The sequence below is a fragment of the Neptunomonas japonica DSM 18939 genome (genome assembly GCF_000422765.1).
Lineage (GTDB): Bacteria > Pseudomonadota > Gammaproteobacteria > Pseudomonadales > Balneatricaceae > Neptunomonas > Neptunomonas japonica.
Genome location: NZ_AUGR01000010.1, coordinates 60,745 through 82,978 on the forward strand (window position 1 = coordinate 60,745; position 22,234 = coordinate 82,978).

Below are 22,234 nucleotides of genomic sequence, written 5' to 3' on the forward strand. Positions count from 1 at the left end.
CTTAGTTGTATCTCGTTCTCATCTATCCAGAATCCAGCTGCATTTATTTCACAACAAATCACAAGTGACGGTTTTGGTAACAAGAGAGTCGCTTCCAGCGTCTTGATGATCCCCATGAAATTTTACACTGGCCTGAATGTTGGGGAGATTGATGTATTCGGTCTGTCCCTCACTTCAGCAAACGTATCTGTTGAGGTGTTATTGAATCAGGGCTGAGTAATAAGCGAAAAGCCCGGGATAGAAGGATAGAAAAAATGAACGCTGCTGAACTGCACCAAGACGCCATTGTTATTGATGGTCTGATCTGCGCGAAATGGAATCGTGAGCTTTTTGAAGACATGTCAAAAGGTGGGCTGACTGCTGCCAACTGTACTGTTTCCTTCTGGGAGAATTTCCAGAATACGGTGAATAATGTTGTTGAGATGAACCAGCTAATTGAGGCCAGCAGTGATCTGCTTCTTAAAGTGCACACCACTGCTGATATTCATCGCGCTAAACAGGAAGGCAAAACCGGCGTCATGATGGGCTTTCAGAATGCTAATGCCTATGAAGACCAGATTGGCTATGTGCAGGTATTCAAAGACCTCGGCGTTGGTATCGTTCAGATGTGTTACAACACGCAGAATTTGGTAGGCACTGGCTGCTACGAACGCGATGGTGGCTTGTCTGGTTTTGGTCGTGAAATTGTTGCTGAAATGAATCGTGTTGGCGTCTTGTGTGATCTATCTCACGTGGGTGCTAAGACCTCTGAAGAAGTTATCCTCGAATCGAAGAAGCGTGTTGCGTATTCACACTGTCTACCTACCGGCTTAAAAGATCATCCTCGTAATAAGTCAGATGCTGAACTGAAGTTTATAGCAGATCACGGTGGTTTTGTTGGCGTCACCATGTTCGCACCTTTCTTGAAAAACGGTATTGACTCAACTATCGAAGATTACGTAGAAGCGATTGAGTATATCTACAATATTGTCGGTGAAGACAGCATTGGTATCGGTACGGACTTTACTCAAGGTCAAGACCAGAACTTTTTTGAATATCTGACTCACGATAAAGGCTATGCGCGCCGTTTGACGCGTTTCGGCAAGATTATCAACCCAGAAGGCATTCGCACGGTTGGTGAGTTCCCTAACCTGACCGAAGCATTGTTGCGTCGTGGTTTCTCCGAAACACAGGTGCGCAAAATTATGGGCGAAAACTGGGTCACGCTTCTCAAGGATGTTTGGGGCGCTTGATCACCTACATACTGACGCTGCACTGCTTGGCGATGTGGCGCTAGCATTAAGAATTAGCACAAAGAATTAAAACAAAAAGAATTTTGAGGTTAGAAGAAATGAGCGTACACGCACCAGAAATGCCAATTGATGTTAATGATGAAACCGGAGTATGGACGACTGATGCGCTGCCGATGTTATATGTGCCGCGTCACTTCTTTGTGAACAATCATATGGGTATTGAGGAAGAGATCGGTGCTGAGAAATACGCCGATATTCTCTATAAAGCAGGCTATAAATCAGCTCATTACTGGTGCGAGAAAGAAGCAGCTGAACACGGTATGTCTGGTGCTGATGTATTCGAGCACTACATGAAGCGTTTATCGCAACGTGGTTGGGGCTTCTTTATTACTGAAGAACTCGATCTTGAAAAAGGTACCGCCAAAGTACGCTTGGAAAACTCTGCTTTTGTTTATCAGTACGGAAAAGTGAATCGTAAAGTTGACTATATGTTTACGGGATGGTTTGCCGGAGCAATGGATCAGATCGCAGAAAGCTTAGGTTATGAAGTGCGCACTAAAGCCGTTCAGACTCAGTGTGCTGCAGAAGAAGGCTGTGATGTCGGGTACTTTGAAGTAGCGCCATTATAACAAGCGATGAAAGGGTGTTGAAAACACCACGAATGTTTTCAATTGTCTTTTAAGTTTTAAAAGAGTTAACGCAGCCAAGAACCGTCTGCGCCAATAATAAAATCGAAACGGGTCATCAGGCTAATAATTTCTGCTCTGTGTGACCTGTCAATCTGTAAAGGTGGGGTACGATCATGTCCCAGTTTGATATCCTGTTTGAACCGCTAAAAATTAATAACCTGACTATTCGTAACCGTATAGTGAGTACTGCGCACGCCGAAGTTTATGCAACGGATGGCGGAATGACGACTGAACGCTATGTTAAGTATTACGAAGAGAAAGCCAAAGGTGGTTGTGGCTTGTCGATCTGTGGTGGTTCCAGTGTGGTATCGATAGATAGCCCGCAAAGCTGGTGGAGCTCAGTTAACCTGTCGACTGATCGTATTATTCCTCATTTTCAAAATCTTGCTGATGCGGTGCATAAGCATGGCGGTAAGATTATGATTCAGATTACCCACATGGGACGTCGCTCCCGTTGGGATGGTGGTGATTGGCCGAACCTGATGTCGCCATCGGGTATTCGTGAGCCTGTTCATCGCGCTACATGTAAAACCATTGAAGAAGAAGATATCTGGCGCATTATTGGTGATTTTGCGCAAGCCGCTCGTCGTGCCAAAGAAGGTGGCTTAGATGGTGTTGAGTTATCTGCCGTACATCAGCATATGATCGATCAGTTTTGGTCACCGCGTGTAAATAAGCGTACCGACCAATGGGGCGGTAGTTTAGAAAACCGTATGCGCTTTGGTATTGAAGTACTAAAAGCTGTACGTGAAGAAGTAGGCCGTGACTTTGTTGTTGGTATTCGTATGTGCGGTGATGAATTCCATCCAGATGGCCTTAGCCACGAAGACCTTAAACAGATTGCTAAGTACTACAATGATACCGGTTTGCTAGATTTCTTCGGTGTAGTGGGTTCTGGTTGTGATACCCATAATACGCTGGCAAACGTTATTCCTAATATGAGCTACCCACCTGAGCCATTCCTGCATCTTGCTGCTGGTATTAAAGAAGTAGTAGATGTGCCGGTTATTCACGCGCAGAACATCAAAGACCCAAACCAGGCTAAACGTATACTGGAAGCGGGATATGTTGATTTTGTGGGTATGACGCGTGCGCATATTGCTGACCCGCATATCATTGCAAAAATAAAGAACGATCAAGTCGATCAGATTCGCCAATGTGTCGGTGCTAACTATTGTATCGACCGCCAATATATGGGTCTGGATGTTCTGTGTATTCAAAATGCTGCTACCTCGCGTGAGCATATGGGGATGCCGCACATCATCGAGAAAACCACCGGTGTTAAGCGTAAAGTTGTGATTGTTGGTGGTGGTCCTGGTGGCCTAGAAGCTGCACGTGTCGCTGCTGAACGTGGCCATGATGTGACGCTTATTGAAAAACAGGAAGAGCTGGGTGGTCAGGTTGTTATTGCTGCAAAAGCGCCACAACGTGATCAGATGGCAGGTATTACTCGGTGGCTAGCAATGGAAGTAGAGCGCTTAGGTGTTGATGTTCGATTAGGAACCAGTGCTGATACCGATCTTATCCATGAGCTAAAACCCGATGTGTGTATTTTGGCAACCGGTGGCCGTCCGTTTATTGATCAAGAAGCAGGATGGGGTGCAGAAGAAGGGCTGTGCGTTTCTAGCTGGGATATTCTAATGGGCAAGGTAGAGCCTGGTAAAAATGTGCTGATCTACGACACCATTTGTGAATTCTCCGGTATGTCGGCAGCAGACTATCTTGCGTCAAAAGGCTCATTAGTTGAGTTAGTCACTGATGATATCAAGCCAGGTGTCGGTATTGGTGGCACCACATTCCCAACTTACTACCGTAACTTGTACGAAAAAGAGGTCGTTATGACTTCTGACATGCTGCTCATGAGTGTTTACTGCGAAGGTGACAACCTAGTGGCCGTACTAGAGAACGAGTATACCGGTCAGAAAGAGGAGCGTGTGGTCGATCAGGTTGTCGTTGAGAATGGCATCCGTCCAAACGAAGAGTTGTATTACGCGCTGAAGCAAGATTCATGTAACAAGGGGCAGCTGGATAACGAAGCACTGTTTGATGCTGCACCACAGCCTGTTTTAGCTCTCTCTGCTGAAGAGAAGCATGGCAATATGATTCTGTGGCGCTTGGGTGATTGTGTCTCGCAACGTAATGCTCATGCAGCAATTTATGATGCGTTACGCCTGTGCAAGGATCTCTGATCAGAGCTATTGCACTTGATAGTGCTTAGTACTTAATAGCCGGCTCGTGGTGCTTTATGCACCGCTCGTCGATACGTGCTTTGCACTATTTGCGTTCATCACGCTTTGAGCGTGGTCTGCTAACAGACGTATTTAAACGATAGCTTCCAAACCGGAGCTGATAAAAATAACAGGGTAGATTTCACTGCCCATCCACCTGTTTGATGAGGGTGAATTATGACTTTTGAGTGGTTACACCCCTTTCTTATCGCGACGGCGTTATTGCTCGCCGCGGTGGGTGCTGTACGCCGAGTGAACCTGTGGCGAGCTGGGCAGCCTGAATCAGTAGATTTTGTTGCTGGTTTAATGGCGATGCCTGGTCGTTATCTACATGATCTGCACGATATTGTAGAGCGCGACAAGTATATGTCTAAAACGCATGCGGCCACTGGCGGCGGTTTTGTGCTGTCGTTGTTGTTGGTTATTTTAGTCCATTTATTTGGGGTTCAGAGCCAAATTTTAGCCTGGGCGCTGCTTGCCTCTTTAGCATTGATGTTTATCGGTGCTGTTTTTGTCTTTAAACGTCGTTTGAATCCGCCGAGCCGCTTATCAAAAGGCCCGTGGATGCGCCTACCTAAAAGTTTACTTGCCTTCTCTAGTGCCTTTTTTATTCTTACATTGCCGATGGCAGGTGTTTTACCTGAAGTTGCGGGTGGCTTGCTACTGACAATTGTTCTAAGCATTTTTATTGCTATGGGGTTGTCTGAGATGTTGCTTGGAATGACGTGGGGTGGGCCGATGAAGCACGCCTTTGCGGGAGCGCTTCACCTAGCATTTCATCGTCGTCCCGAACGCTTTGGTGGCGGACGCTCAACTGGGCTTAAGCCGGTAGCGCTGGATCAGCGAGTATTGGGCGTACAAAAGCCTGAAGATTTCAAATGGAATCAGCTATTAGGGTTTGATGCTTGTGTGCAGTGCGGTAAATGTGAGGCCGTATGCCCAGCGTTTGCAGCCGGACAGCCGCTAAATCCTAAAAAATTAATTCAAGATATGGTTGTCGGTATGGCGGGTGGCAGTGATGCTCGCTACGCCGGAAGCCCCTATCCAGGTAAAGAGGTTGGGCAAGCTAATGGAGGCCCATTATTAACTATTACAGAAGGCTTAATTGATCCAGACACCTTGTGGTCTTGTACTACTTGCCGTGCTTGTGTTGAAGAGTGCCCGATGATGATTGAGCATGTTGATGCGATTGTTGATATGCGCCGTTTTCTTACCATGGAAACGGGCAGCACGCCTAATAAGGGTGCTCAAGTGCTGGATAACCTCATAGCAACAGATAACCCTAACGGCAACGCACCAGCGAGCCGTACCAATTGGGCTGCTGATCAAAATTTGCCACTATTACGAGATCTTAAAGAAACGGATGTTGTTTTTTGGGTCTCTGATGGTGCCTTTGATATGCGTAGCCAGCGTATTTTACGCGCGTTCGTAAGCTTGCTTAAAGCCGCTAATGTGGACTTTGCCGTACTGGGTGATGAGGAATTAGACAGCGGTGACGTCGCACGACGTTTAGGTGACGATGCCACTTTTCAAAGTCTCGCTAAGCGTAATATTGCAGCCTTAAGCCAATATAAATTTAAACGTATCGTGACCACCGACCCTCATGCTTATCATTGCTTACGTAATGAATACGCTGATTTTGCTGACGGCTTATTCGACAATATTGAAGTCTTACATCACACCACTTATCTAAATGAACTAGTGCAAGCGGGTAAACTTAAGTTGAGCCGCTTCAAAGGTGGAAAGGTCACTTATCATGACCCTTGTTACCTAGGACGTTATAACGGCGAATACGAAGCTCCACGTGAGTTATTACGATCACTGGGTATTGAGATTGCCGAGATGGAACGTTCAGGATTTCGTTCACGTTGCTGTGGCGGTGGTGGCGGTGCTCCGATTACTGATATACCGGGAGAGCGTCGTATTGCCGATATGCGTATGGAAGACGTACAAACAACAGGTGCAGAATTGATAGCCGTCGGTTGTCAGCAATGTACAGCCATGCTCGAAGGTGTGGTTGAGCCGCGTCCTCAAGTAAAAGATATCGCTGAGATTTTGGCTGGTGTATTACTTGAAGATGAGGCAGAGAATAACGTGGAAAGTCAGCTTGAGGAGGCGTTCTGATGTCTGATTCTGACTATTCGGATATTCTTCGTAGAGACCCGCGCGGCGAAAGAATCGCACGTAACCGTTTACACCCACTGCATAGCACTGTTGCTATGCAGGTAGGTGAAATGCGTGGGCCTTCTGGTTTGTTACGCAAGAACCCTCATTCAGTGGGCTTCATTGGCCCGAATGGCATTAAACGTATCGATAGGCTCAAAGGTAATGCGGTTGCCATGTCTGGCCGGCGTAATGCACAAAGTAGCCAAGAGGTGTTACTGCCATTGCATCAAGTCCGTGAACCCGCTTTCACGATTGTTGTGGTGCCTGACATGGTCGGTGGCCGATTGACTGCGCATGATAAAGATATTCTAGGGCAAGCACATCAACTGGCTCGATCGATGGAAAACGACAGTACAGGGCTTGGCGCTGTCATGGCGGTTGTCTTTGGGTCTAGTAAAGAAGATAGTTTTGATAAGGCCGGTGTTGATCGCTTGTTATTACTTGATGGCAGTGAATATGAAGGTTACTGCCCTGAGCAACAAGTCACTGCACTAGAGCAAGTAGAAGCACGTATTAAACCTCAGTACTGGTTGTTCCCTGATAGTGTCCATGGCGGCACTGATTTAGGGTCGCGTTTGGCTGCACGTTTGGGAGAGAGACCCGCTACACAAGCGTGGCAGGTGAATACTGAAACGACCATCTGCCGTGGCGCAAGTGGTTCAATAGATATAACGCGCGATACGCCTCGTTTACTGATGTTGGCACAAGAGTGTGCTAATCCTATTGATGAAACCCGACATGAAGCGCTACCGGTTGAGTGGGCACCCGTTCAGTCGGTGTTACCAGAGTTGCATGATCTAGGGCAAGTGGCGGTTGATCCTAATGCTATTCCGTTAGCTGAAGCCGAGTTCATTTTGGCGGCAGGTAACGGCATTACAAATTGGGATCAATTTCATGCCACAGCGAAAGCACTTGGAGCAACGGAAGGTGCAAGCCGTGTAGCCGTAGATGATGGCAATATGCCACGTTTTCGCCAAGTAGGTGCCTCAGGAACATGGGTGACTGCACGCGTATACTTAGCGGTAGGTATTTCGGGTGCAATACAGCATATGCAAGGGATTGGTCAGTGTGACAAGGTTGTCACGATCAATACCGATGCAGGTTGTGACATGGTAAAACGTGCTGACTTAAGCACGATTGGGGATGCTGAAAAAGTCTTAGATGAGCTAGTAAACCTGGTTGCTACACATCGCCAACAAGCTTCGCATAATCACAGCGCTGAAAAAGAGGGAGCCAAAGATGCTGCTTGATGCTAATACCTCGATGGATTTAAAAATAGTCTCATTAATTTCTGTGGGCAAGCACCCTACGTCAGGGCGGGCCCGTCGTGCAGAGCAGGATGGCAGAGCCGTTGAGTTGGGTTTATCCGTGGCTGAAGCAGGGCGCGGAAAACAAAACCTAACAGTATTGCATGCAGGGGACTCTCAACAATCTGCATTGCGTAGTTATGCGGGGATGGGGCTAGAGTCTGTACGAGTAATACAGCTACGTGAGAGCGCTGATGCAGTTAGTCCCTTGACTGAATACTTACGTAAGCATGCGCCTGATATTATATTAACGGGTGTACGTGCCGAAAGTGGTGAATCTTCAGGAATGGTGCCTTATTTATTGGCTGAAAAGTTGGGCTGGCCGGTGGTGCCGCGTATCGCCAATATAGTATCCATTAAAGAGGGTGTGGCCGAAGTACTGCAGGCTCTACCACGAGGACAGCGCCGAGCCTTGACGGTGCGTTTGCCGTTTATTGCCAGTGTTGATAATGCCGCAGCAGAACCACGCCAAAGTGCATTTGGTCCTGCTAGCCGTGCATTAATAGAGCAACAACAGGCTAGCAGTGATGCGGACGCTGTGCGAAGTGAATGGAGCGAGTTACCCGCGCGTAAGCGACCTAAGCGGCTAAAAGTTGTTAAGGCAAAAACGGCAGCTGATCGTTTTAAAGCAGCAACGGCAAAACCGCAGGGTAGTGGAGGAAAAGTTTTAAAAGATGAACCAGTAACTGAACAAGCGCAGGCTATATTTGACCTTTTATTGGAAGAAGGCGTGTTGCGTTAATCGTCTTTACTGATAATTAGCGATCACTTATGGTCGCTAAAAAGTCATTATATAGTTATATTTGCTCACAAAATTTACAATATTATGTGTGGGCCTTGTCAAAAAGCGTCAATCCAATGTTGAGATCTGTCGTAAATTGCAACACTACGCTGCAGAACTCTTCGTAAGATAGATGCGAACACAAAGCCATCACTGAATGGCACATAATAAAAAAAAGCGGAGTAGTACTATGAACGAAAGCACTCGAAGTGCCGCAGAGTATGCGGACAAAGGGGCTGAATACACCTCTGATTACAAAGCAGGACAAGATAATGTGAAGATTATAGGTATGGATGTTCATAATCCGGTGTTTGGGACCAGCGCATTTATCATTCTGTTATTTATCGTTTTGGCCCTTGTTTTTCCGGCTGACGCAAAAGAAACATTGGTTGGGGCGCGCACCTGGTCAATTGAAACTTTTGACTGGTTATTTATGATCGGAGGGAACGTCTTTGTTCTATTCTGTTTAGCGTTGATCTTTTTGCCTGTCGGTAAAATTAGACTAGGCGGAACTACGGCAAAACCTGAGTTTAGCCGTATCTCTTGGCTTTCTATGCTGTTTGCTGCTGGTATGGGAATAGGCTTGATGTTCTGGAGTGTTGCAGAGCCAGTAGCTTATTATACCGACTGGTATGGTACTCCACTTAACGCTGCTGCTAATACGCCAGAAGGTGCTTCTGCGGCAATGGGCGCCACTATGTTCCATTGGGGATTACACCCATGGGCAATTTACGGCGTTGTTGCTTTAGCGCTGGCATTTTTTACTTATAACAAAGGTTTACCTTTAACTATTCGTTCAGCGTTCTACCCTTTGCTAGGCGAAAGAGTCTGGGGGCCGATTGGTCATGTGATCGACATTGTTGCCGTACTTGCAACAATTTTTGGTTTGGCTACATCACTTGGCTTGGGAGCGTCGCAGGCAGCAGGTGGTCTTAACTTTTTGTTTGATATTGATAATACGGTTGCTGTACAGATAACCATTATCGCGGTGGTAACTGCGATTACTATCTTCTCTGTAATGCGCGGGCTCGAAGGCGGTGTAAAGCTGTTGAGTAATGTCAACATGATGATTGCTGCTGTGTTGTTACTGTTTGTAATTATCACAGCCTCTTTTAGCAACTTCGTCGGTAACTTTGCTGGTGTACTAACAAGTTATGCAGAAAACATCATTCCATTGAGTAACTGGGTTGGTCGTGAAGATGAAACTTGGTACCACGGTTGGACTGTTTTCTATTGGGCTTGGTGGGTTTCTTGGTCTCCATTTGTCGGTATGTTTATCGCACGTGTGTCTAAAGGGCGTACGGTACGTGAATTTATGATAGCTGTACTGCTTATTCCAACTCTAGTATCTGCTGTGTGGATGGCTGCGTTCGGTGGAAGTGCTCTGGATCAGATCCAGAACAATGTAGGTGAGCTAACGAAAGGTGTGGGAGATGTATCTCTAGCCATGTTCCATATGCTGGAAAACTTGCCTCTTGCTGAAATATCTTCATTCTTGGCAATTGTCCTCGTATTGGTGTTCTTTATTACCTCTTCAGATTCAGGGTCATTGGTAATTGATTCTATTACTGCCGGCGGTAAGGTTGACTCTCCAGTACAACAGCGTGTTTTTTGGGCTGTATTAGAAGGTTTAATTGCTGCTGTATTGCTATACGGCGGTGGTGCTGAAGCACTTACCGCACTGCAGGCTGGTGCGATTACTGTGGGCTTACCGTTCACGATTATCTTGCTATTTATGTGTGTTAGCTTGTATAAAGGTTTGAAGAGCGAAGTGTATTAATTAACATGTAATTGATACGATTTTGCACCTCACTAAAAGCCGGCATTTTTGCCGGCTTTTTATGTATTAAAGCGTAATGTTAAAAGTGTGAAGGATATTTTGTATGATGATTGCTGAGCTGGTTGATCAAGATGATTTTTATCAGTTATTACAATCTGCTGGCATCCCTCTTGAAAGTCACTGGACATCAGAGCAGTGTGCACTGATGGCATTGGAGTGGCGCCGTGATGATCAGCGCAATGCTCAAATGGCTGCTGAGTTTGATCGAGTCATAGGTGAGCTAAAACACAAAGAGCAGTTGTTGTTACCTGAAGTAAAAGCTGCGCTGCAAATACTTGTATAGCCTATAGTGATTAAGTAACTATTTTAAATTAGAGAGCTTTGCACGTGCGAACAACCCTTGTGGCACTTATACCCCTCTTTATCAGCTGCTTTATTCTGCTGTTAGGCAACGGTTTAATTAATGTCCTGATACCCGTAAGAATGGGGTTAGACGGTATGGATACCAATACTATTGGTACGGTATTGTCTCTGTATTTTGTAGGCATGTTGCTAGGGGCTATCTACAGTAAAAATCTTATTAAGCGTGCTGCACATATCCGTGTGTTTGCCGGGTGTGTTTCACTTGGCGCTGTCAGCATACTCATTTGTAGCTTGTTCTCAGATCCCATACTTTGGGGAGGGATGAGAATTGTTATAGGTTTTTGTAATGCCTGCGCCTTTACGGCTATGGAAAGCTGGTTGAGTGAAAGCTCCACTAAAGAGACGCGAGGCAAGGTGCTGGCCGCTTATACTGCTGTTGTTTTAAGTGGCTTGTTTTTTGGGCAGTTCTTTATGAACATCGCAAGCCCAGAAGATTCTACATTATTCGTATTCAGTGGAATATTGCTTTGTGCGGCGGTTATTCCTATGGTGCTAAGCCGTAATAGCGGGCCTGCGATATCGGAAGTAAGCTCGATGTCACTACTCGCATTGTATAAAATTTCTCCACTTGGCGTCGTTAGTTGCTTGGTTTCCGGAGTGATTTATTCTGCTACATTTAACCTGTTACCTGTGTTTGCTAAAGACTATGGCATTGTTGATTTTCAATTGTCGCTTTATGTTGGGGCCGCTATTTTGGGCGCTTTTTTACTGCAGTTTCCTGTTGGGTATTTATCAGACCGGTTTGACCGGCGTACAGTGCTAGCTATTATTTTGTTTATTTCAGCCATTGCTGACTTTTCGGTTCCAGTGCTCGCGTCTCAGGATATTTTATGGGCGGTGTTTTTAGGTACAGCTATCACCTGTGGGATTATTTCTTGTACTTATCCACTGAGTATTTCAGAAGCGTTCGATAAGCTGCGCCAAAGTGAAATGGTGGCGGCCATGGGGAGTATGATTTTAGCCTTCTCTATTGGTGGAGTGTTAGGGCCTTATACCGCCTCTATCGCGATGGATTATTACGGCAACGCAGCGCTGTTTTACTCTGTAGCATTGATACAGTTGCTGCTGGCAGGCTTTGTTATGTATCGCATGGCGGTTCGGGAAGCATTACCAGTAGAAGATCAAGAGCAGTTTGTCATGCAAGGTGCCTCTATTACCGCCTCTGTTGAGCTTGATCCACGTACTGAATATATAGAACAGCAACCAGAGTTGAGTTCTGAGGCCGAAACTGCCGTGAGTATTGCCGAAACTGACCCTGCAGCTGCGGTTAAAATGGCGCGTGCTTTGGCTATGGCAAATCCGGTATTGGGTGTAGAGGTAGCTGCTGCCGTTGCTACCGTGCATGGTATTGATGTTTTACGCTTGTATGAAGTGATGAAAGAAGCGGTACCAGACCAGATATTGGATGTGACCCGTGCCGTGGTAACTGTTCGCCCTGAACTGGCCTACGAGCTTGTCTCTAAACTAGCAGAATGGTATCCAGAACAGGTAGTGCCGGTTGCTGCAGAGATAGGGCAGGCATTACCTGAGCAACGCGTAGAGATGGCAAAAGTGGCCGTTGAATATGCGCCTGAATCGGTAGCTGAAGTAGCAGAGTATTATGCGCAGGTGTTGGCCGAAGAACATGAAGCTGTACGCCCAGCAGACCGTGACGAAAATACCAGTGAAGAAGATGCCGCCAGTATTGCTTCCGAGTTGTGGCAAGCCGCACCAGAGCAAGCATTGGATGTTGCCGTTGTGATGGTTGATGCGCTACCTGAATCTGCCGTTCTTGTAGCTGAAGAGTACCTAGCCAGCAATATTGCAGAAACTGACGAAGAAGCCAGCGCTGCAGGGAGCCCAGATATAGCAGAAGCTGGCCAAGCGACAGTAGAGTATCAAGAAGGCGAAGAAGTCTGGAGCCAAGAATGGACACAAGAATCAACAGATGATTACCACAACACGGTTGAATTGGTGGCAAGGTTAGCAGAAGCCGCGCCAGAACAAGCACTCGATATGGCCGTGGCTGTAGTAGAAGCTGTACCAGGCAGTGCTGCTGAAGTGGCTTCTGAAATGGCGGGTAATTTTTATGAGAGTAAACCTGATGATACAGATGAGCCTGTAGTTGAAGTTGATGAAGAGCAGGAAACCAAACCGCTCGACTATGAAGACGCTGTAGAACTCGTGCAGCGTTTATCCGATGCCTCACCAGAAAATGCTATGAATGTAGCCGTTGCGGTGGTGGAAGCCATTCCCGAGTCTGCCTCTGAGGTTGTTGACGCAATAAGCCAAGGTGACGAATCTACAGAAGGTGAGTGGATTAACTCTGTAGACCATAAACCTGCTGACCCAGTTTGATGAAATTTTAAGCCGATTGATCTAGTTTGTGAGTTGAGCCGTATGTAATGACATAGTGAAGATAACCTTCTTGAGGTGGCTATGTTGTTCGGTTTATCTTGGAAAATCTGGATCAATTTTTTGGGCTTTAATCTGATCTGGGCGTTAAGTATTTTTAGCGGTAATGAAGCAATGCTTTGGGTATTGTTGCTTTTACTGCTGCATTTTATGATTATGCCAGAGCCTTTGATTGAGCTGGCGGTTGTATTATCGACAGCTTTGTTGGGCTACAGCGTTGATTGCTTATTGACGCTTCTGGGTGTGTTCAAATTTGAACAGGTTCAAGGTATTACGCCTACTTGGCTAGTTTTCCTGTGGGTTGGCTTTTGCTCAACCCTTAGACATAGCTTGAGCTTCTTTTCACAAAAATATCTAACCGCTTCCTTAGCTGGTGCTATTGCTGGTAGTTTTACCTACCTGTTGGCTGCACACTTTGGCGCGGTCGAGCTACCGCTTTCCTCTGTTGTTAGTTTTGCTGTTCTGGCAAGTGTATGGGCTGTGCTATTCCCTGCGTTGCTGTGGCTTTCCTCTGCATTGTATAAAGCGTTGAGCCAAGCAATGAGTAAGCGCATATGAGTATAAAAGCGCTTTTCTGCCTTTTGTTATTAATCTCTGTAGAGGTTTTAGGACAAAACCTGCCACAAAATTGGCAGCGTATAGGTGAGGCTGATCTCAGTATTCTCTGGTTTGATGTTTATAACGCAGAGCTTTTATCGGCTGATGGCCGTTATTTAGGTGTATCAAACCCTCTGATCCTTAAACTTAATTACCGACGCAATATCAGCCAGCGCGATTTATTGGATGAGACCCAAAAGCAGATAGAGAAGTTTACTCATACGGAGCAAGTCGATGTGTGGTTAACCAAGCTGTCACAGATGTGGCCGAGCATAAAAAAAGGAGATCAGCTGGCGTTTTGGGTTGATCAAAAAAACACAGGGCATTTCTTCTTTAACGATAATTGGATCGGCTCATTAGAAGATCCCGCATTTAGCAGAGCATTTATTCAAATTTGGCTTTCCGACAAGAGTAGCTATCCCGACTTGGCTAAAAAACTTAGAGGGAGTGTTAAGTAATGACGTTTCTGGCAAAGGTGACTCTTATGGTTTCTATTCCTTTCATAGCGGCTTGCAGTACTACTATTGATGATTACAGTGAGGTGAAGCCTGAGCTGGACCTTAGTGAGTTTTTTAATGGTCACCTTGAGGCTTACGGTATTGTTCAGGATTTTAAGGGAAAGGTTAGCCGGCGCTTTGCAGCGGATATTCTGGGACAGTGGAACGGTGATAAAGGTGTACTGGATGAGCAATTTATTTTTGCCGATGGTGAGACACAGCACCGCTGCTGGCATCTCAACAAATCAGGGAAAGAGTACACGGGTACAGCGGGTGATGTGGTTGGAGAAGCGAAAGGAAAAGTAGCAGGTAATGCGCTGAATTGGTCTTATGTATTGTCTGTTCCTATCGAGGGTAAATATTGGGACATTAGCTTGAATGATTGGATGTACTTGGTGGATGATAATAACCTGATCAATCGCGCAAAAATGAGTAAGTTTGGCTTGGAAGTAGGGCAAATAACACTGTATATCCGTAAAGTCTCTTCGCAAGCTCACCGCCCTTTGACTCAAGGCTGCAGTTAAATGAGCACGAATAAAAACCTACCCTGGGCAAGCGTATGGGTGACGGGTGCAGGCCGAGGTATTGGTGAAGCACTGGCTATTTTATTCGCACAGAAAGGATTAACGGTTTATGCGTCGTCGCGAACCACCTCGGAACTAGAAATTTTGCAAAAACGCAGCCAGGGCTACTCTGGGACTATAATCCCCATAACTCTTGATATAACAGACCCTCATCAGATTGAGGTGTTAATGCACAGCTGGGATCAGGGCGAAGGCTTACCTGAACTGGTTATTTTAAATGCGGGCACGCATGATCCTTTTCCTGCCAAGGAGTTTAGCGCGCAGCGTTGCCAGCGGGTGTTTGATATCAACCTTCAAGGGACGATCAATTGCCTTGATCCAGTATTAAAGCGCATGCTAAAAAGTAACTCAGGGCAGCTTGCCGTGATGGCATCTGTTGCGGGGTATAGAGGTCTACCAACGGCTGCCGCATATGGTGCGAGTAAAGCGGCGTTGATTCACCTTTGTGAAGCGCTACGCTTGGACCTAAAAGACAGCAATGTAACATTGCAGGTGATTAATCCTGGGTTTGTTCGTACACCGCTCACCGATAAAAATGAATTTAAAATGCCTGCGCTACAAGAGCCAAAAGAGGCCGCTGAGAGCATTCTCATAGGCTTGTTGAGCACGGGTTTTGAAATAGCGTTCCCGAGTCGCTTTGTCTACTTTTTAAAATTACTACGTATTTTTCCATATCGTTGGTATTTTGCGTTGATAGGTAAAACCGTCAAACCATAGCTTATAGAAACCTTATAGAAACAATAGCATCTACAAACAGTTGGGGTAGTAATAGGGTTTAATCAATAGGATGCATGAATATGGATAACTGGTTAGCCGACTATGTTGAGGTACTGGAAAATCTCAGTAGTGAAAACCTAAACAGCCTAAGCAATATAACCACAGAGGCTTTTAGCTTTAAAGACCCGTTCAATCACACTCATACGCAAGCCGATTTCATCGCTATTATGGAAAATATGTTCCAGCGCCTGTCCCATGTGCGCTTTCAGGTACACCGCTCAGTACAGCAGGGGCAACACGCCTTTATATATTGGACTTTTTATGGTGAGAGTAGCTTTACCGGTGAGTTTAGCTTTGAAGGTGTAAGTCGGATTGAAGCGAATGAAAGCGGAAAAATAACATTGCACCATGACTTTTGGGATGGCTCAGAACTCATGGAAAAACTGCCTTTGCTAGGCGCAGTTATTCGTAAAGTACGTAAACAATTATCACATAATTAATAAGTCTGAGAATAAACGGCAGAGCAGTATATTTCTACGTTTTTAGATTGAGTGCGTATTATGCCACTAATGGCTTCTTTTTTTATGTACGGTTTGTTCTGGCATTTTAGTGGGAAACTGTGCATTATCAAATAGATAAGGAAGAGCGCAAGCATTGGAGTCTGCCATAGCGTTAAATGAGGGCGCTTTCATAACGCATACTCTAGCAAGAATAAGGAAAACACTTGAGAAATGTGTTTCTGAAGAAATTGATAAGGCTTCATTACGTCACCTCACAGCATTGCACGAGATAGAGCAGGAAGATTTTATCTTTCTATCCAAGAAATCTAGGGCTTTTCTATCTGAGCTTCATGATAGTTGCTTGATGATGTGCAGTATGGAACTAGCTCTTTCTGGAGAGGAAGGACATTCCGAAATGACACAAAGCACGATCCTTGTGTATGAATCAGCGATGAGCAATATAGATCAATGTTTGCAAAGCCTTTACGAAGAACTTGAATTTCCATCGAATGAAAAATAGAGATAATAAGGTTGTCAAAAATCGGCAGCAAGTTTCGCTTGCTCCGGCCTTTTACAGTAGTGTTAATATCAAGGAGAGATAAATGAGTAAAATTGTAAAATATTTAGCAATGATTTCTTTAATTTCGATTTCTAAAATTGCATTGGCTGCTCTTGTAACGTTCGATTTCTCAGGCCAAATGTTACCTAGTGCATTTGGCAGTAATTGGAACGTGGGGGATCAGATATCTGGCTATTACCAATTTGAAACCGATTCTGCGTATAGGATCTATGATGGTTTTCATCAGTATGATGAAGGAGATTTTTCCATAAAGTCCTTCTATATAAATGTAGGAGGCGATGAATATTTTGGAAATGAAGGGTACATAGCGATTCAAAATGATACCTATCTGGGTTGGAGTAGCTCATATCATGATCGATATATTGCAACATTGTTTACCACAGGGGCTCCTGATGTATCTTATTTTCAAATTGATTTAGCAAGCCGCAACTCAAGTGGTCCTGTAGACCTTGTTGATTCTACAAACTTGGTGCCATATGTACCGAACTATTTATTAGTTAACGATAGTGGAAGGTTTGTATTATCAGATGGTCAACAGCCGAGACTTGTTATTTCAAACATGGAGGCAACGACAATTCCTTTGCCTTCTACTCTATTGCTCTTTTTAAGTGGTCTTTTGAGTGTGTTTTTTACAAAGTGCGTTCGTTTGCCTAACACATATGAGCCTTCTCAAGTAAATTGGCCAAAGTAACTCTCATCGGCCGCGTTAGTGGTGAATAATAAAACCATTAGCGAGGTCATTATCGTTGGTCGAGCTTTAGTCATAATAGTTAAAAAGGGCTTTAACCCCTTTTATATGCGGGCACCTGCGTCGCCGGCCGTTTACAAAAGCGTTTTATATATTTGGGATTAACATGACCAACGTATTATTTATCTGCAGCCAAAATAAATTAAGAAGTCCGACTGCCGAATCTGTTTTTTTGTGATGTTCCTGGCTGGGACGGACGATCAGCAGGTCTTAACAATGATGCAGAAGTACGTATTAGCTCTGAAGATATAATTTGGACTGAGTATATTTTTGTAATGGAACAAGCGCACACGAGAAAGCTTAAGAAAAAATTCAAAAGTAATCTTAATAAACAACATATCATTTGTTTAGGCATACCCGATGATTATGACTACATGGATAAAGGGCTAGTAAGTTTATTAAAAAATAAGGTGCCTCAATTTATATCTTAGCTTGAGGCCGAATAGAGCCAGCAATCAGATTCCGCAAACGTGTCACCTTTTGTGCATCAAAGGTCGCACAAAAGTCGCCAAGTTCGCTATGCTGTTGTGGTTTGCGTTAACTTTCAAAAGGTACGAAGAATCCAATGCAAGCGATGAATATCAAGGAAATTGCTATAGAGTTGAAAAAGGCAGAGGACAACTGCACTCAGCTTAATCCTATCACCTCTCAATTCTTGAACTTCAATATTGCTGATGCCTATGAAGTGGCGCATCTCGTACATGAGAAACGTCTTGAAGAGGGTTTAGTTCCCGTTGGTCGAAAGATAGGTTTTACTAACTCGACGTTGTGGGCTAAATATGGTGTTCGCGAGCCCGTATGGGCTTATATGTACGATAATTCAGTAACCTACCTTGCTGGGTCGCAGGCCGAATGTTATATCGGTAATTTTTCAGAACCAAAAATTGAACCTGAGATAGTCTTGCACTTTTGCTCCACACCGCCAGTCAGTGCCACACCTTCAGAACTATTAGAATGCATTGACTGGATTGCTCTTGGCTTTGAAATTGTGCAATCTCACTTCCCCGGTTGGAAATTCCAAGCTGCGGATACCATCGCTGATCGTGGACTACATGCAAAGCTATTTATAGGTGAGCAGCAAGCGGTTAATCAACTAGGGCACAATGTTATTCAAGATTTGGAAAGATTCGAAATAGCATTGTCCTGTAACTCAAGGTTGTGTGAGCTGGGCCATGGAGGGAACGTTTTGGGTAGTCCACTCAATGCTGTTTTACATCTAATATCAGTCCTTTCCAGCCAAAGTGCCGCGATGCCAATACAGGCAGGTGAGATAATTACAACTGGAACTTTAACGTCAGCATTCACTATAAGTGCAGGGCAATTCTGGAATGCCCAGCTAAATGGAATTTTTTTACCAGAGCTAAATATCCATTTAGAAATATAGATATGAGCTTAACAAATCATTGCAGCGCATAAGTTTCTGGATCAAGTGTAAATGCCTGCTTGAAATCGACAGCTCCCAAGTTTAATTCTAGTCAGTGCAAAATTAATTTTCAGCCACGACCTTTAAAAAATAGAGGCCGGTAAAAACGGCCCCTCTTTTTCACACTCCATTTATCGCATCTTACTTAGCTAGGCCTCATCAGTATGGCAAAGAACATACAAGCCAACATCAATGGAGCCGTGTTCAAAGCCGCCTTCGCAGTAGGCGAGATAATAGCGCCATAAGCGGTAAAAGGTCTCATCAAAGCCTTGATCACGAATATCTTCCCAGCTGTGTTCAAAGTCTTTGTACCATTCGCGTAAAGTACGGGCGTAGTCTTTGCCGAATAACTGGTGCTTTTTCAACACAAAGCCGTGTTCACTTATTTTATCTTTAAGTATGCTCACACTAGGTAACATGCCACCAGGGAACACATGCCTTTGAATAAAGTCAGCTTGTTTGCGGTAGGTGTGAAAGCGCTCATCTTCAATGGTGATCACTTGTAAAACAGCGTTTCCCCCCGGTTTTAGTACTCGCTTTAGTGTTTCGAAATAAGTATCCCAGTGTGCTTCGCCTACGGCTTCGAACATCTCTATAGAGACCACCGCATCGTACTGTTGGTTAAGGTCTCGATAGTCCGTCAGGCTGAGTTTCACTTGCTCGTTTAGCGCCTCGCTTGCTATGCGTTCTTCAGCCCATTTAAGCTGTTCTTTTGAGAGTGTAATACCATGAACGTTAAGCTCGTGATCACGGCCTGCTTGCAATGCAAAGCCTCCCCAACCACAACCTATCTCTACGACATGTTGGCCCGCTTTGGCTTGTAGTAATTCCAAAATTCTAGCGTACTTGTTGTGTTGGGCCTGGTGTAATGAGTCATCCGGGTGGTTATACAAAGCGGCAGAGTAGGTCATGCTTTGGTCAAGCCAGTGTTTATAAAAGTCGTTTCCTAGGTCGTAATGGGCTGCAATATTTTTGCGGCTGCCTTTGCGGCTATTATCCCTTTGCCAGTGATAAAGGTTATGTAAAACTTGCGTAAAGAAACTCGCTTGCGATAAATCTGTCAGCGTATCTTCATAGGCTAGCGCCCATTTCACTAATGTTGTTAAATCAACACTGTCCCACTCGCCAGCAAGGTAGCTTTCGGACCAGCCATTAGTGCCTCCAAAATACAGGCGCACGAGAGGCCGAAAATTATTTAGACGGATATGGGCTTCTGGCTGGTTACTACCTAGTTTGCAGACAAAGCCGCTGGGGAGCGTCAGGTGTAATGTTCCGCAATCTTGGCTTAATGTTACCTGTAGCTTTTCGAGTAGCTTTTTTTCAAACCACGTAGGCTCAGAACAATTTGTATTCACATAAGTTGTTGATGGCTCATAAACTTTCATAATGCGACACTCCACTTTTATCCTGCCAGCTAATGCTGTGGCTTTTACCGGTATCACGAGGCTGTAATGTTAATTTTTTGCGCCATAATTTGAGTGCTTCCCAATGGATGCCTGTCATGACTTTTAAGGTCATCAAGGGGTATTTAAAGAAGACGCTGAGTAATGAGCGGTCATTCAATGCGCAGTGCTCACCGGTAAACATGGCATGCAGAATCGGTTGTTTTTCTGCGCTGTTATTCACCTGTTCTGATTGGCGAATACATACCGAGACACGTTGCTTGGGAGGTTGGATACGAAAGCCGTAGGCGGTTTGCATCGGCATGAAGGGGCTAACATACATCTGTTTATCACAGTGATGGCGTACTTGATCAGTATTAGGGCTCGCTTCAAGTAAGTAGGTATGACGGGAGCCAAATGTGTTACTGACTTCGTAGAGTATGGCTTCTAACTCGTCGTTACTGTTGTAACAGAAGTAAGTACTTAACGGATTAAAGGTATAACCCAAAATACGTGGGTAACAGAGTAAGCGTATATTATGGGTGGCGCTGTCGTAGCCTCGTTCAGTTAAAAGACCACGAATATTGTCAGCCAGATTACCTTTACCTGAGCCGTGATCTTTTTCGTGAAATGAAAACAGATTAAAACGATCGATCGAGAAGAATCGCTGCTTGTTTAATTGCGACAGCTCATCCAAATCAAGGCACACACAAAATACACGATAGATGAAGCGGTTTTTAGTGGGCCGAAAACGGTGATGCATTACCACGCCTTTATAAAGGCAAGAATTTAGCTCATCCATGGGCTTGTTCCTTCTCATTGTTGCTCTCTGTAAAAGAGGAGTTCTGCTGTGATGACAGCTCTTTTACAAAGATACGGCTATTTTTATCGTCAAGGTGCCAAGGGCGGGGTACTCCACCCAGTTGTTCTGCTACCGCAAGGCCTGATTGCAAGCCGTCTTCATGAAAGCCGTAACCGAAGTAAGCACCACAGAACCAGGTTCGTTGTTTGCCTTGCAGTGTCCATAGTTGCTTTTGTGACTGTAAGGCTTCGCGGCCAAATTCTGGATGGTCGTAAAAGAAACTTCGTATAATGCTGCCATCTTTTGGCTCGCGTAGAGGGTTTAATGAAACGAAAACGGGTGTGTCGGTATTGAGTGGTTGTAGCTGGTTCATCCAATAGGTGACTGATACTTCTTGTGATTGGTCTCGTTTGCCTTCGGACAGGTAGTTCCAACTCGACCACACAGCTTTACGTTTTGGCATTAATGAAGCGTCTAAATGAAGATAGGCTTTATTACGCTGATACGGAAAATGCCCCAGCAGGCGTTGTTCATCTTCTGTTGGCTCATCCAACAATGCGATGGCTTGGTCTGAATGGCAAGCCAGCACTACATCATCATAGTATTCACGATTACCGTGCAGGTCTTCGATAATTACGTGATCACTATTACGGATGATCTTGTGTATGCGGCTATTTAGGCGGACCTTTCCTTCTAACTGGGTTGCTATTTTATTAACGTATTGTTTGCTGCCGCCAATCACCGTACTCCATTGAGGGCGGTTATTAAGTTGTACCAGACCGTGGTTGCGACAAAACCGTAGGAAGCTGCTGGCAGGGTAGTTCAGCATCTTGTCTACAGGAGTTGACCAGATAGCAGCCCCCATCGGTAAAAGATGGTTATAGATAAAGGCTTTGCCATAACCTTTTTGCTGCAAAAGCTCACCCAGTGTTATTTGATCAAGATCTTGCTGCTGCATCACCTGTTCAGACTCACGATAAAAACGCATTAGCTCCTGAACCATTCGCCAAAATGATGGGCGAATAAGGTTTCGCTTTTGTGCTAATAAGCCCGATAAGCCGGTTCCTGAATATTCAAGCTCACCTTGGTTTACGGATATTCCAAATGACATATCCGTTTCACAGGTAGTAACATCGAGTGTTTTAAAGAATTTTACTAAGTTGGGGTAATTAACAGGGTTAAAAACAATAAAACCCGTATCAACATCAACGTGATTATTTTCTAAATCGAAGGAGACGGTATTGGAGTGCCCGCCTAAGCGGTCATCTTTTTCATACAGGGTTACTTGATGGGCCTTGTTGAGTAACCATGCGCAGCTCAGGCCAGAAATACCAGAGCCGACTACAGCAATTTTTTTAGGACGTATAGCCGTGATATTCATCGGTTCACCCATCATTATTAAAA

General features: G+C 44.9%; 20 protein-coding genes. 17 read left to right on the top strand and 3 right to left on the bottom strand.

What is annotated here, in order from left to right; translation table 11 throughout:
• Positions 1–254: 254 nt before the first annotated feature.
• The 17 genes from G511_RS0108185 (at position 255) to G511_RS0108275 (ending at position 18,607) form a co-directional block, all read left to right on the top strand.
• Complete coding sequence (locus G511_RS0108185) at positions 255–1,232, top strand: dipeptidase (protein WP_028469212.1); 978 nt, start codon at positions 255–257, stop codon at positions 1,230–1,232.
• Positions 1,233–1,330: 98 nt separating this feature from the next.
• Positions 1,331–1,861 (top strand): 4-vinyl reductase, encoded by a 531-nt coding sequence (locus G511_RS0108190; RefSeq protein WP_028469213.1) that lies wholly within the window; start codon positions 1,331–1,333, stop codon positions 1,859–1,861.
• A 173-nt stretch (positions 1,862–2,034) separates the two neighbouring features.
• Positions 2,035–4,110, top strand: coding sequence for an NADH:flavin oxidoreductase (locus G511_RS0108195; protein WP_028469214.1), 2,076 nt, complete (start codon positions 2,035–2,037; stop codon positions 4,108–4,110).
• Between the two features lie 216 nt (positions 4,111–4,326).
• Positions 4,327–6,273 carry a (Fe-S)-binding protein gene (locus G511_RS22190; RefSeq protein ID WP_051221730.1) on the top strand — a complete coding sequence of 649 codons (1,947 nt, stop codon included), beginning with the start codon at positions 4,327–4,329 and terminating at the stop codon, positions 6,271–6,273.
• Positions 6,273–7,565, top strand: coding sequence for an electron transfer flavoprotein subunit alpha (gene etfA / locus G511_RS22195; protein ID WP_036551674.1), 1,293 nt, complete (start codon positions 6,273–6,275; stop codon positions 7,563–7,565). Before G511_RS22190 ends, etfA begins: the two co-directional genes overlap by 1 nt.
• The gene (gene etfB, locus G511_RS0108210) at positions 7,555–8,364 is read left to right on the top strand and encodes an electron transfer flavoprotein subunit beta (protein ID WP_084629043.1); all 810 of its coding nucleotides are present in this window, start codon (positions 7,555–7,557) and stop codon (positions 8,362–8,364) included. Before etfA ends, etfB begins: the two co-directional genes overlap by 11 nt.
• A 229-nt stretch (positions 8,365–8,593) precedes the next feature.
• Positions 8,594–10,183, top strand: coding sequence for a BCCT family transporter (locus G511_RS0108215; protein ID WP_028469216.1), 1,590 nt, complete (start codon positions 8,594–8,596; stop codon positions 10,181–10,183).
• A gap of 103 nt (positions 10,184–10,286) precedes the next feature.
• Positions 10,287–10,526 (top strand): single stranded DNA-binding domain-containing protein, encoded by a 240-nt coding sequence (locus tag G511_RS0108220; RefSeq protein ID WP_028469217.1) that lies wholly within the window; start codon positions 10,287–10,289, stop codon positions 10,524–10,526.
• A 59-nt stretch (positions 10,527–10,585) separates the two neighbouring features.
• Positions 10,586–12,943 (top strand): MFS transporter, encoded by a 2,358-nt coding sequence (locus G511_RS22200; RefSeq protein WP_425411394.1) that lies wholly within the window; start codon positions 10,586–10,588, stop codon positions 12,941–12,943.
• Positions 12,944–13,024: 81 nt separating this feature from the next.
• Positions 13,025–13,558, top strand: a complete 534-nt coding sequence (locus G511_RS22205) for a DUF2878 domain-containing protein (protein ID WP_051221733.1) — start codon at positions 13,025–13,027, stop codon at positions 13,556–13,558.
• Positions 13,555–14,055, top strand: coding sequence for a chalcone isomerase family protein (locus G511_RS0108235; protein ID WP_051221735.1), 501 nt, complete (start codon positions 13,555–13,557; stop codon positions 14,053–14,055). Before G511_RS22205 ends, G511_RS0108235 begins: the two co-directional genes overlap by 4 nt.
• Positions 14,055–14,618 carry a DUF3833 domain-containing protein gene (locus G511_RS0108240; protein ID WP_028469219.1) on the top strand — a complete coding sequence of 188 codons (564 nt, stop codon included), beginning with the start codon at positions 14,055–14,057 and terminating at the stop codon, positions 14,616–14,618. Before G511_RS0108235 ends, G511_RS0108240 begins: the two co-directional genes overlap by 1 nt.
• A complete protein-coding gene (locus G511_RS0108245; protein WP_028469220.1) occupies positions 14,619–15,395 on the top strand; it encodes an SDR family NAD(P)-dependent oxidoreductase in 777 nt (258 codons plus the stop codon).
• A gap of 80 nt (positions 15,396–15,475) precedes the next feature.
• On the top strand, positions 15,476–15,895 hold the full coding sequence (locus tag G511_RS22210) for a nuclear transport factor 2 family protein (RefSeq protein ID WP_051221737.1): 420 nt from the start codon (positions 15,476–15,478) through the stop codon (positions 15,893–15,895).
• Between the two features lie 154 nt (positions 15,896–16,049).
• Positions 16,050–16,415, top strand: a complete 366-nt coding sequence (locus G511_RS0108260; protein WP_028469221.1) for a hypothetical protein — start codon at positions 16,050–16,052, stop codon at positions 16,413–16,415.
• 82 nt (positions 16,416–16,497) lie between these two features.
• Positions 16,498–17,166, top strand: a complete 669-nt coding sequence (locus G511_RS0108265; protein ID WP_028469222.1) for a hypothetical protein — start codon at positions 16,498–16,500, stop codon at positions 17,164–17,166.
• Between the two features lie 622 nt (positions 17,167–17,788).
• Positions 17,789–18,607 (top strand): 2-keto-4-pentenoate hydratase, encoded by an 819-nt coding sequence (locus G511_RS0108275; protein ID WP_028469223.1) that lies wholly within the window; start codon positions 17,789–17,791, stop codon positions 18,605–18,607.
• 188 nt (positions 18,608–18,795) lie between these two features.
• On the opposite strand, the gene G511_RS22220 is transcribed toward G511_RS0108275, so the two are convergent.
• From G511_RS22220 to G511_RS0108290, 3 genes are read right to left on the bottom strand one after another with little or no spacing between them, the layout of a single operon-like run.
• Positions 18,796–20,031, bottom strand: coding sequence for an SAM-dependent methyltransferase (locus G511_RS22220; protein ID WP_036551676.1), 1,236 nt, complete (start codon positions 20,029–20,031; stop codon positions 18,796–18,798).
• Entirely contained in the window at positions 20,018–20,830 is an 813-nt protein-coding gene (locus tag G511_RS0108285) for a DUF1365 domain-containing protein (RefSeq protein ID WP_028469224.1), read from the bottom strand. The genes G511_RS22220 and G511_RS0108285 overlap by 14 nt, the downstream gene beginning before the upstream one ends.
• On the bottom strand, positions 20,823–22,211 hold the full coding sequence (locus G511_RS0108290; RefSeq protein ID WP_036551677.1) for an NAD(P)/FAD-dependent oxidoreductase: 1,389 nt from the start codon (positions 22,209–22,211) through the stop codon (positions 20,823–20,825). The genes G511_RS0108285 and G511_RS0108290 overlap by 8 nt, the downstream gene beginning before the upstream one ends.
• Positions 22,212–22,234 lie beyond the last annotated feature (23 nt).

Bases quoted from the DNA above. Each gene is read 5' to 3' on its own strand.
- G511_RS0108190 (WP_028469213.1), top strand. From the start codon at position 1,331: ATGAGCGTACACGCACCAGAAATGCCAATTGATGTTAATGATGAAACC.
- G511_RS22210 (WP_051221737.1), top strand. From the start codon at position 15,476: ATGGATAACTGGTTAGCCGACTATGTTGAGGTACTGGAAAATCTCAGT.
- G511_RS0108195 (WP_028469214.1), top strand. From the start codon at position 2,035: ATGTCCCAGTTTGATATCCTGTTTGAACCGCTAAAAATTAATAACCTG.
- G511_RS0108285 (WP_028469224.1), bottom strand. From the start codon at position 20,830: ATGGATGAGCTAAATTCTTGCCTTTATAAAGGCGTGGTAATGCATCAC.
- G511_RS0108245 (WP_028469220.1), top strand. From the start codon at position 14,619: ATGAGCACGAATAAAAACCTACCCTGGGCAAGCGTATGGGTGACGGGT.
- G511_RS22220 (WP_036551676.1), bottom strand. From the start codon at position 20,031: ATGAAAGTTTATGAGCCATCAACAACTTATGTGAATACAAATTGTTCT.
- G511_RS22190 (WP_051221730.1), top strand. From the start codon at position 4,327: ATGACTTTTGAGTGGTTACACCCCTTTCTTATCGCGACGGCGTTATTG.
- G511_RS22205 (WP_051221733.1), top strand. From the start codon at position 13,025: ATGTTGTTCGGTTTATCTTGGAAAATCTGGATCAATTTTTTGGGCTTT.
- etfA (WP_036551674.1), top strand. From the start codon at position 6,273: ATGTCTGATTCTGACTATTCGGATATTCTTCGTAGAGACCCGCGCGGC.
- G511_RS0108235 (WP_051221735.1), top strand. From the start codon at position 13,555: ATGAGTATAAAAGCGCTTTTCTGCCTTTTGTTATTAATCTCTGTAGAG.
- G511_RS0108265 (WP_028469222.1), top strand. From the start codon at position 16,498: ATGAGTAAAATTGTAAAATATTTAGCAATGATTTCTTTAATTTCGATT.
- G511_RS0108275 (WP_028469223.1), top strand. From the start codon at position 17,789: ATGCAAGCGATGAATATCAAGGAAATTGCTATAGAGTTGAAAAAGGCA.
- G511_RS0108240 (WP_028469219.1), top strand. From the start codon at position 14,055: ATGACGTTTCTGGCAAAGGTGACTCTTATGGTTTCTATTCCTTTCATA.
- G511_RS0108220 (WP_028469217.1), top strand. From the start codon at position 10,287: ATGATGATTGCTGAGCTGGTTGATCAAGATGATTTTTATCAGTTATTA.
- etfB (WP_084629043.1), top strand. From the start codon at position 7,555: ATGCTGCTTGATGCTAATACCTCGATGGATTTAAAAATAGTCTCATTA.
- G511_RS0108185 (WP_028469212.1), top strand. From the start codon at position 255: ATGAACGCTGCTGAACTGCACCAAGACGCCATTGTTATTGATGGTCTG.
- G511_RS0108290 (WP_036551677.1), bottom strand. From the start codon at position 22,211: ATGAATATCACGGCTATACGTCCTAAAAAAATTGCTGTAGTCGGCTCT.
- G511_RS0108215 (WP_028469216.1), top strand. From the start codon at position 8,594: ATGAACGAAAGCACTCGAAGTGCCGCAGAGTATGCGGACAAAGGGGCT.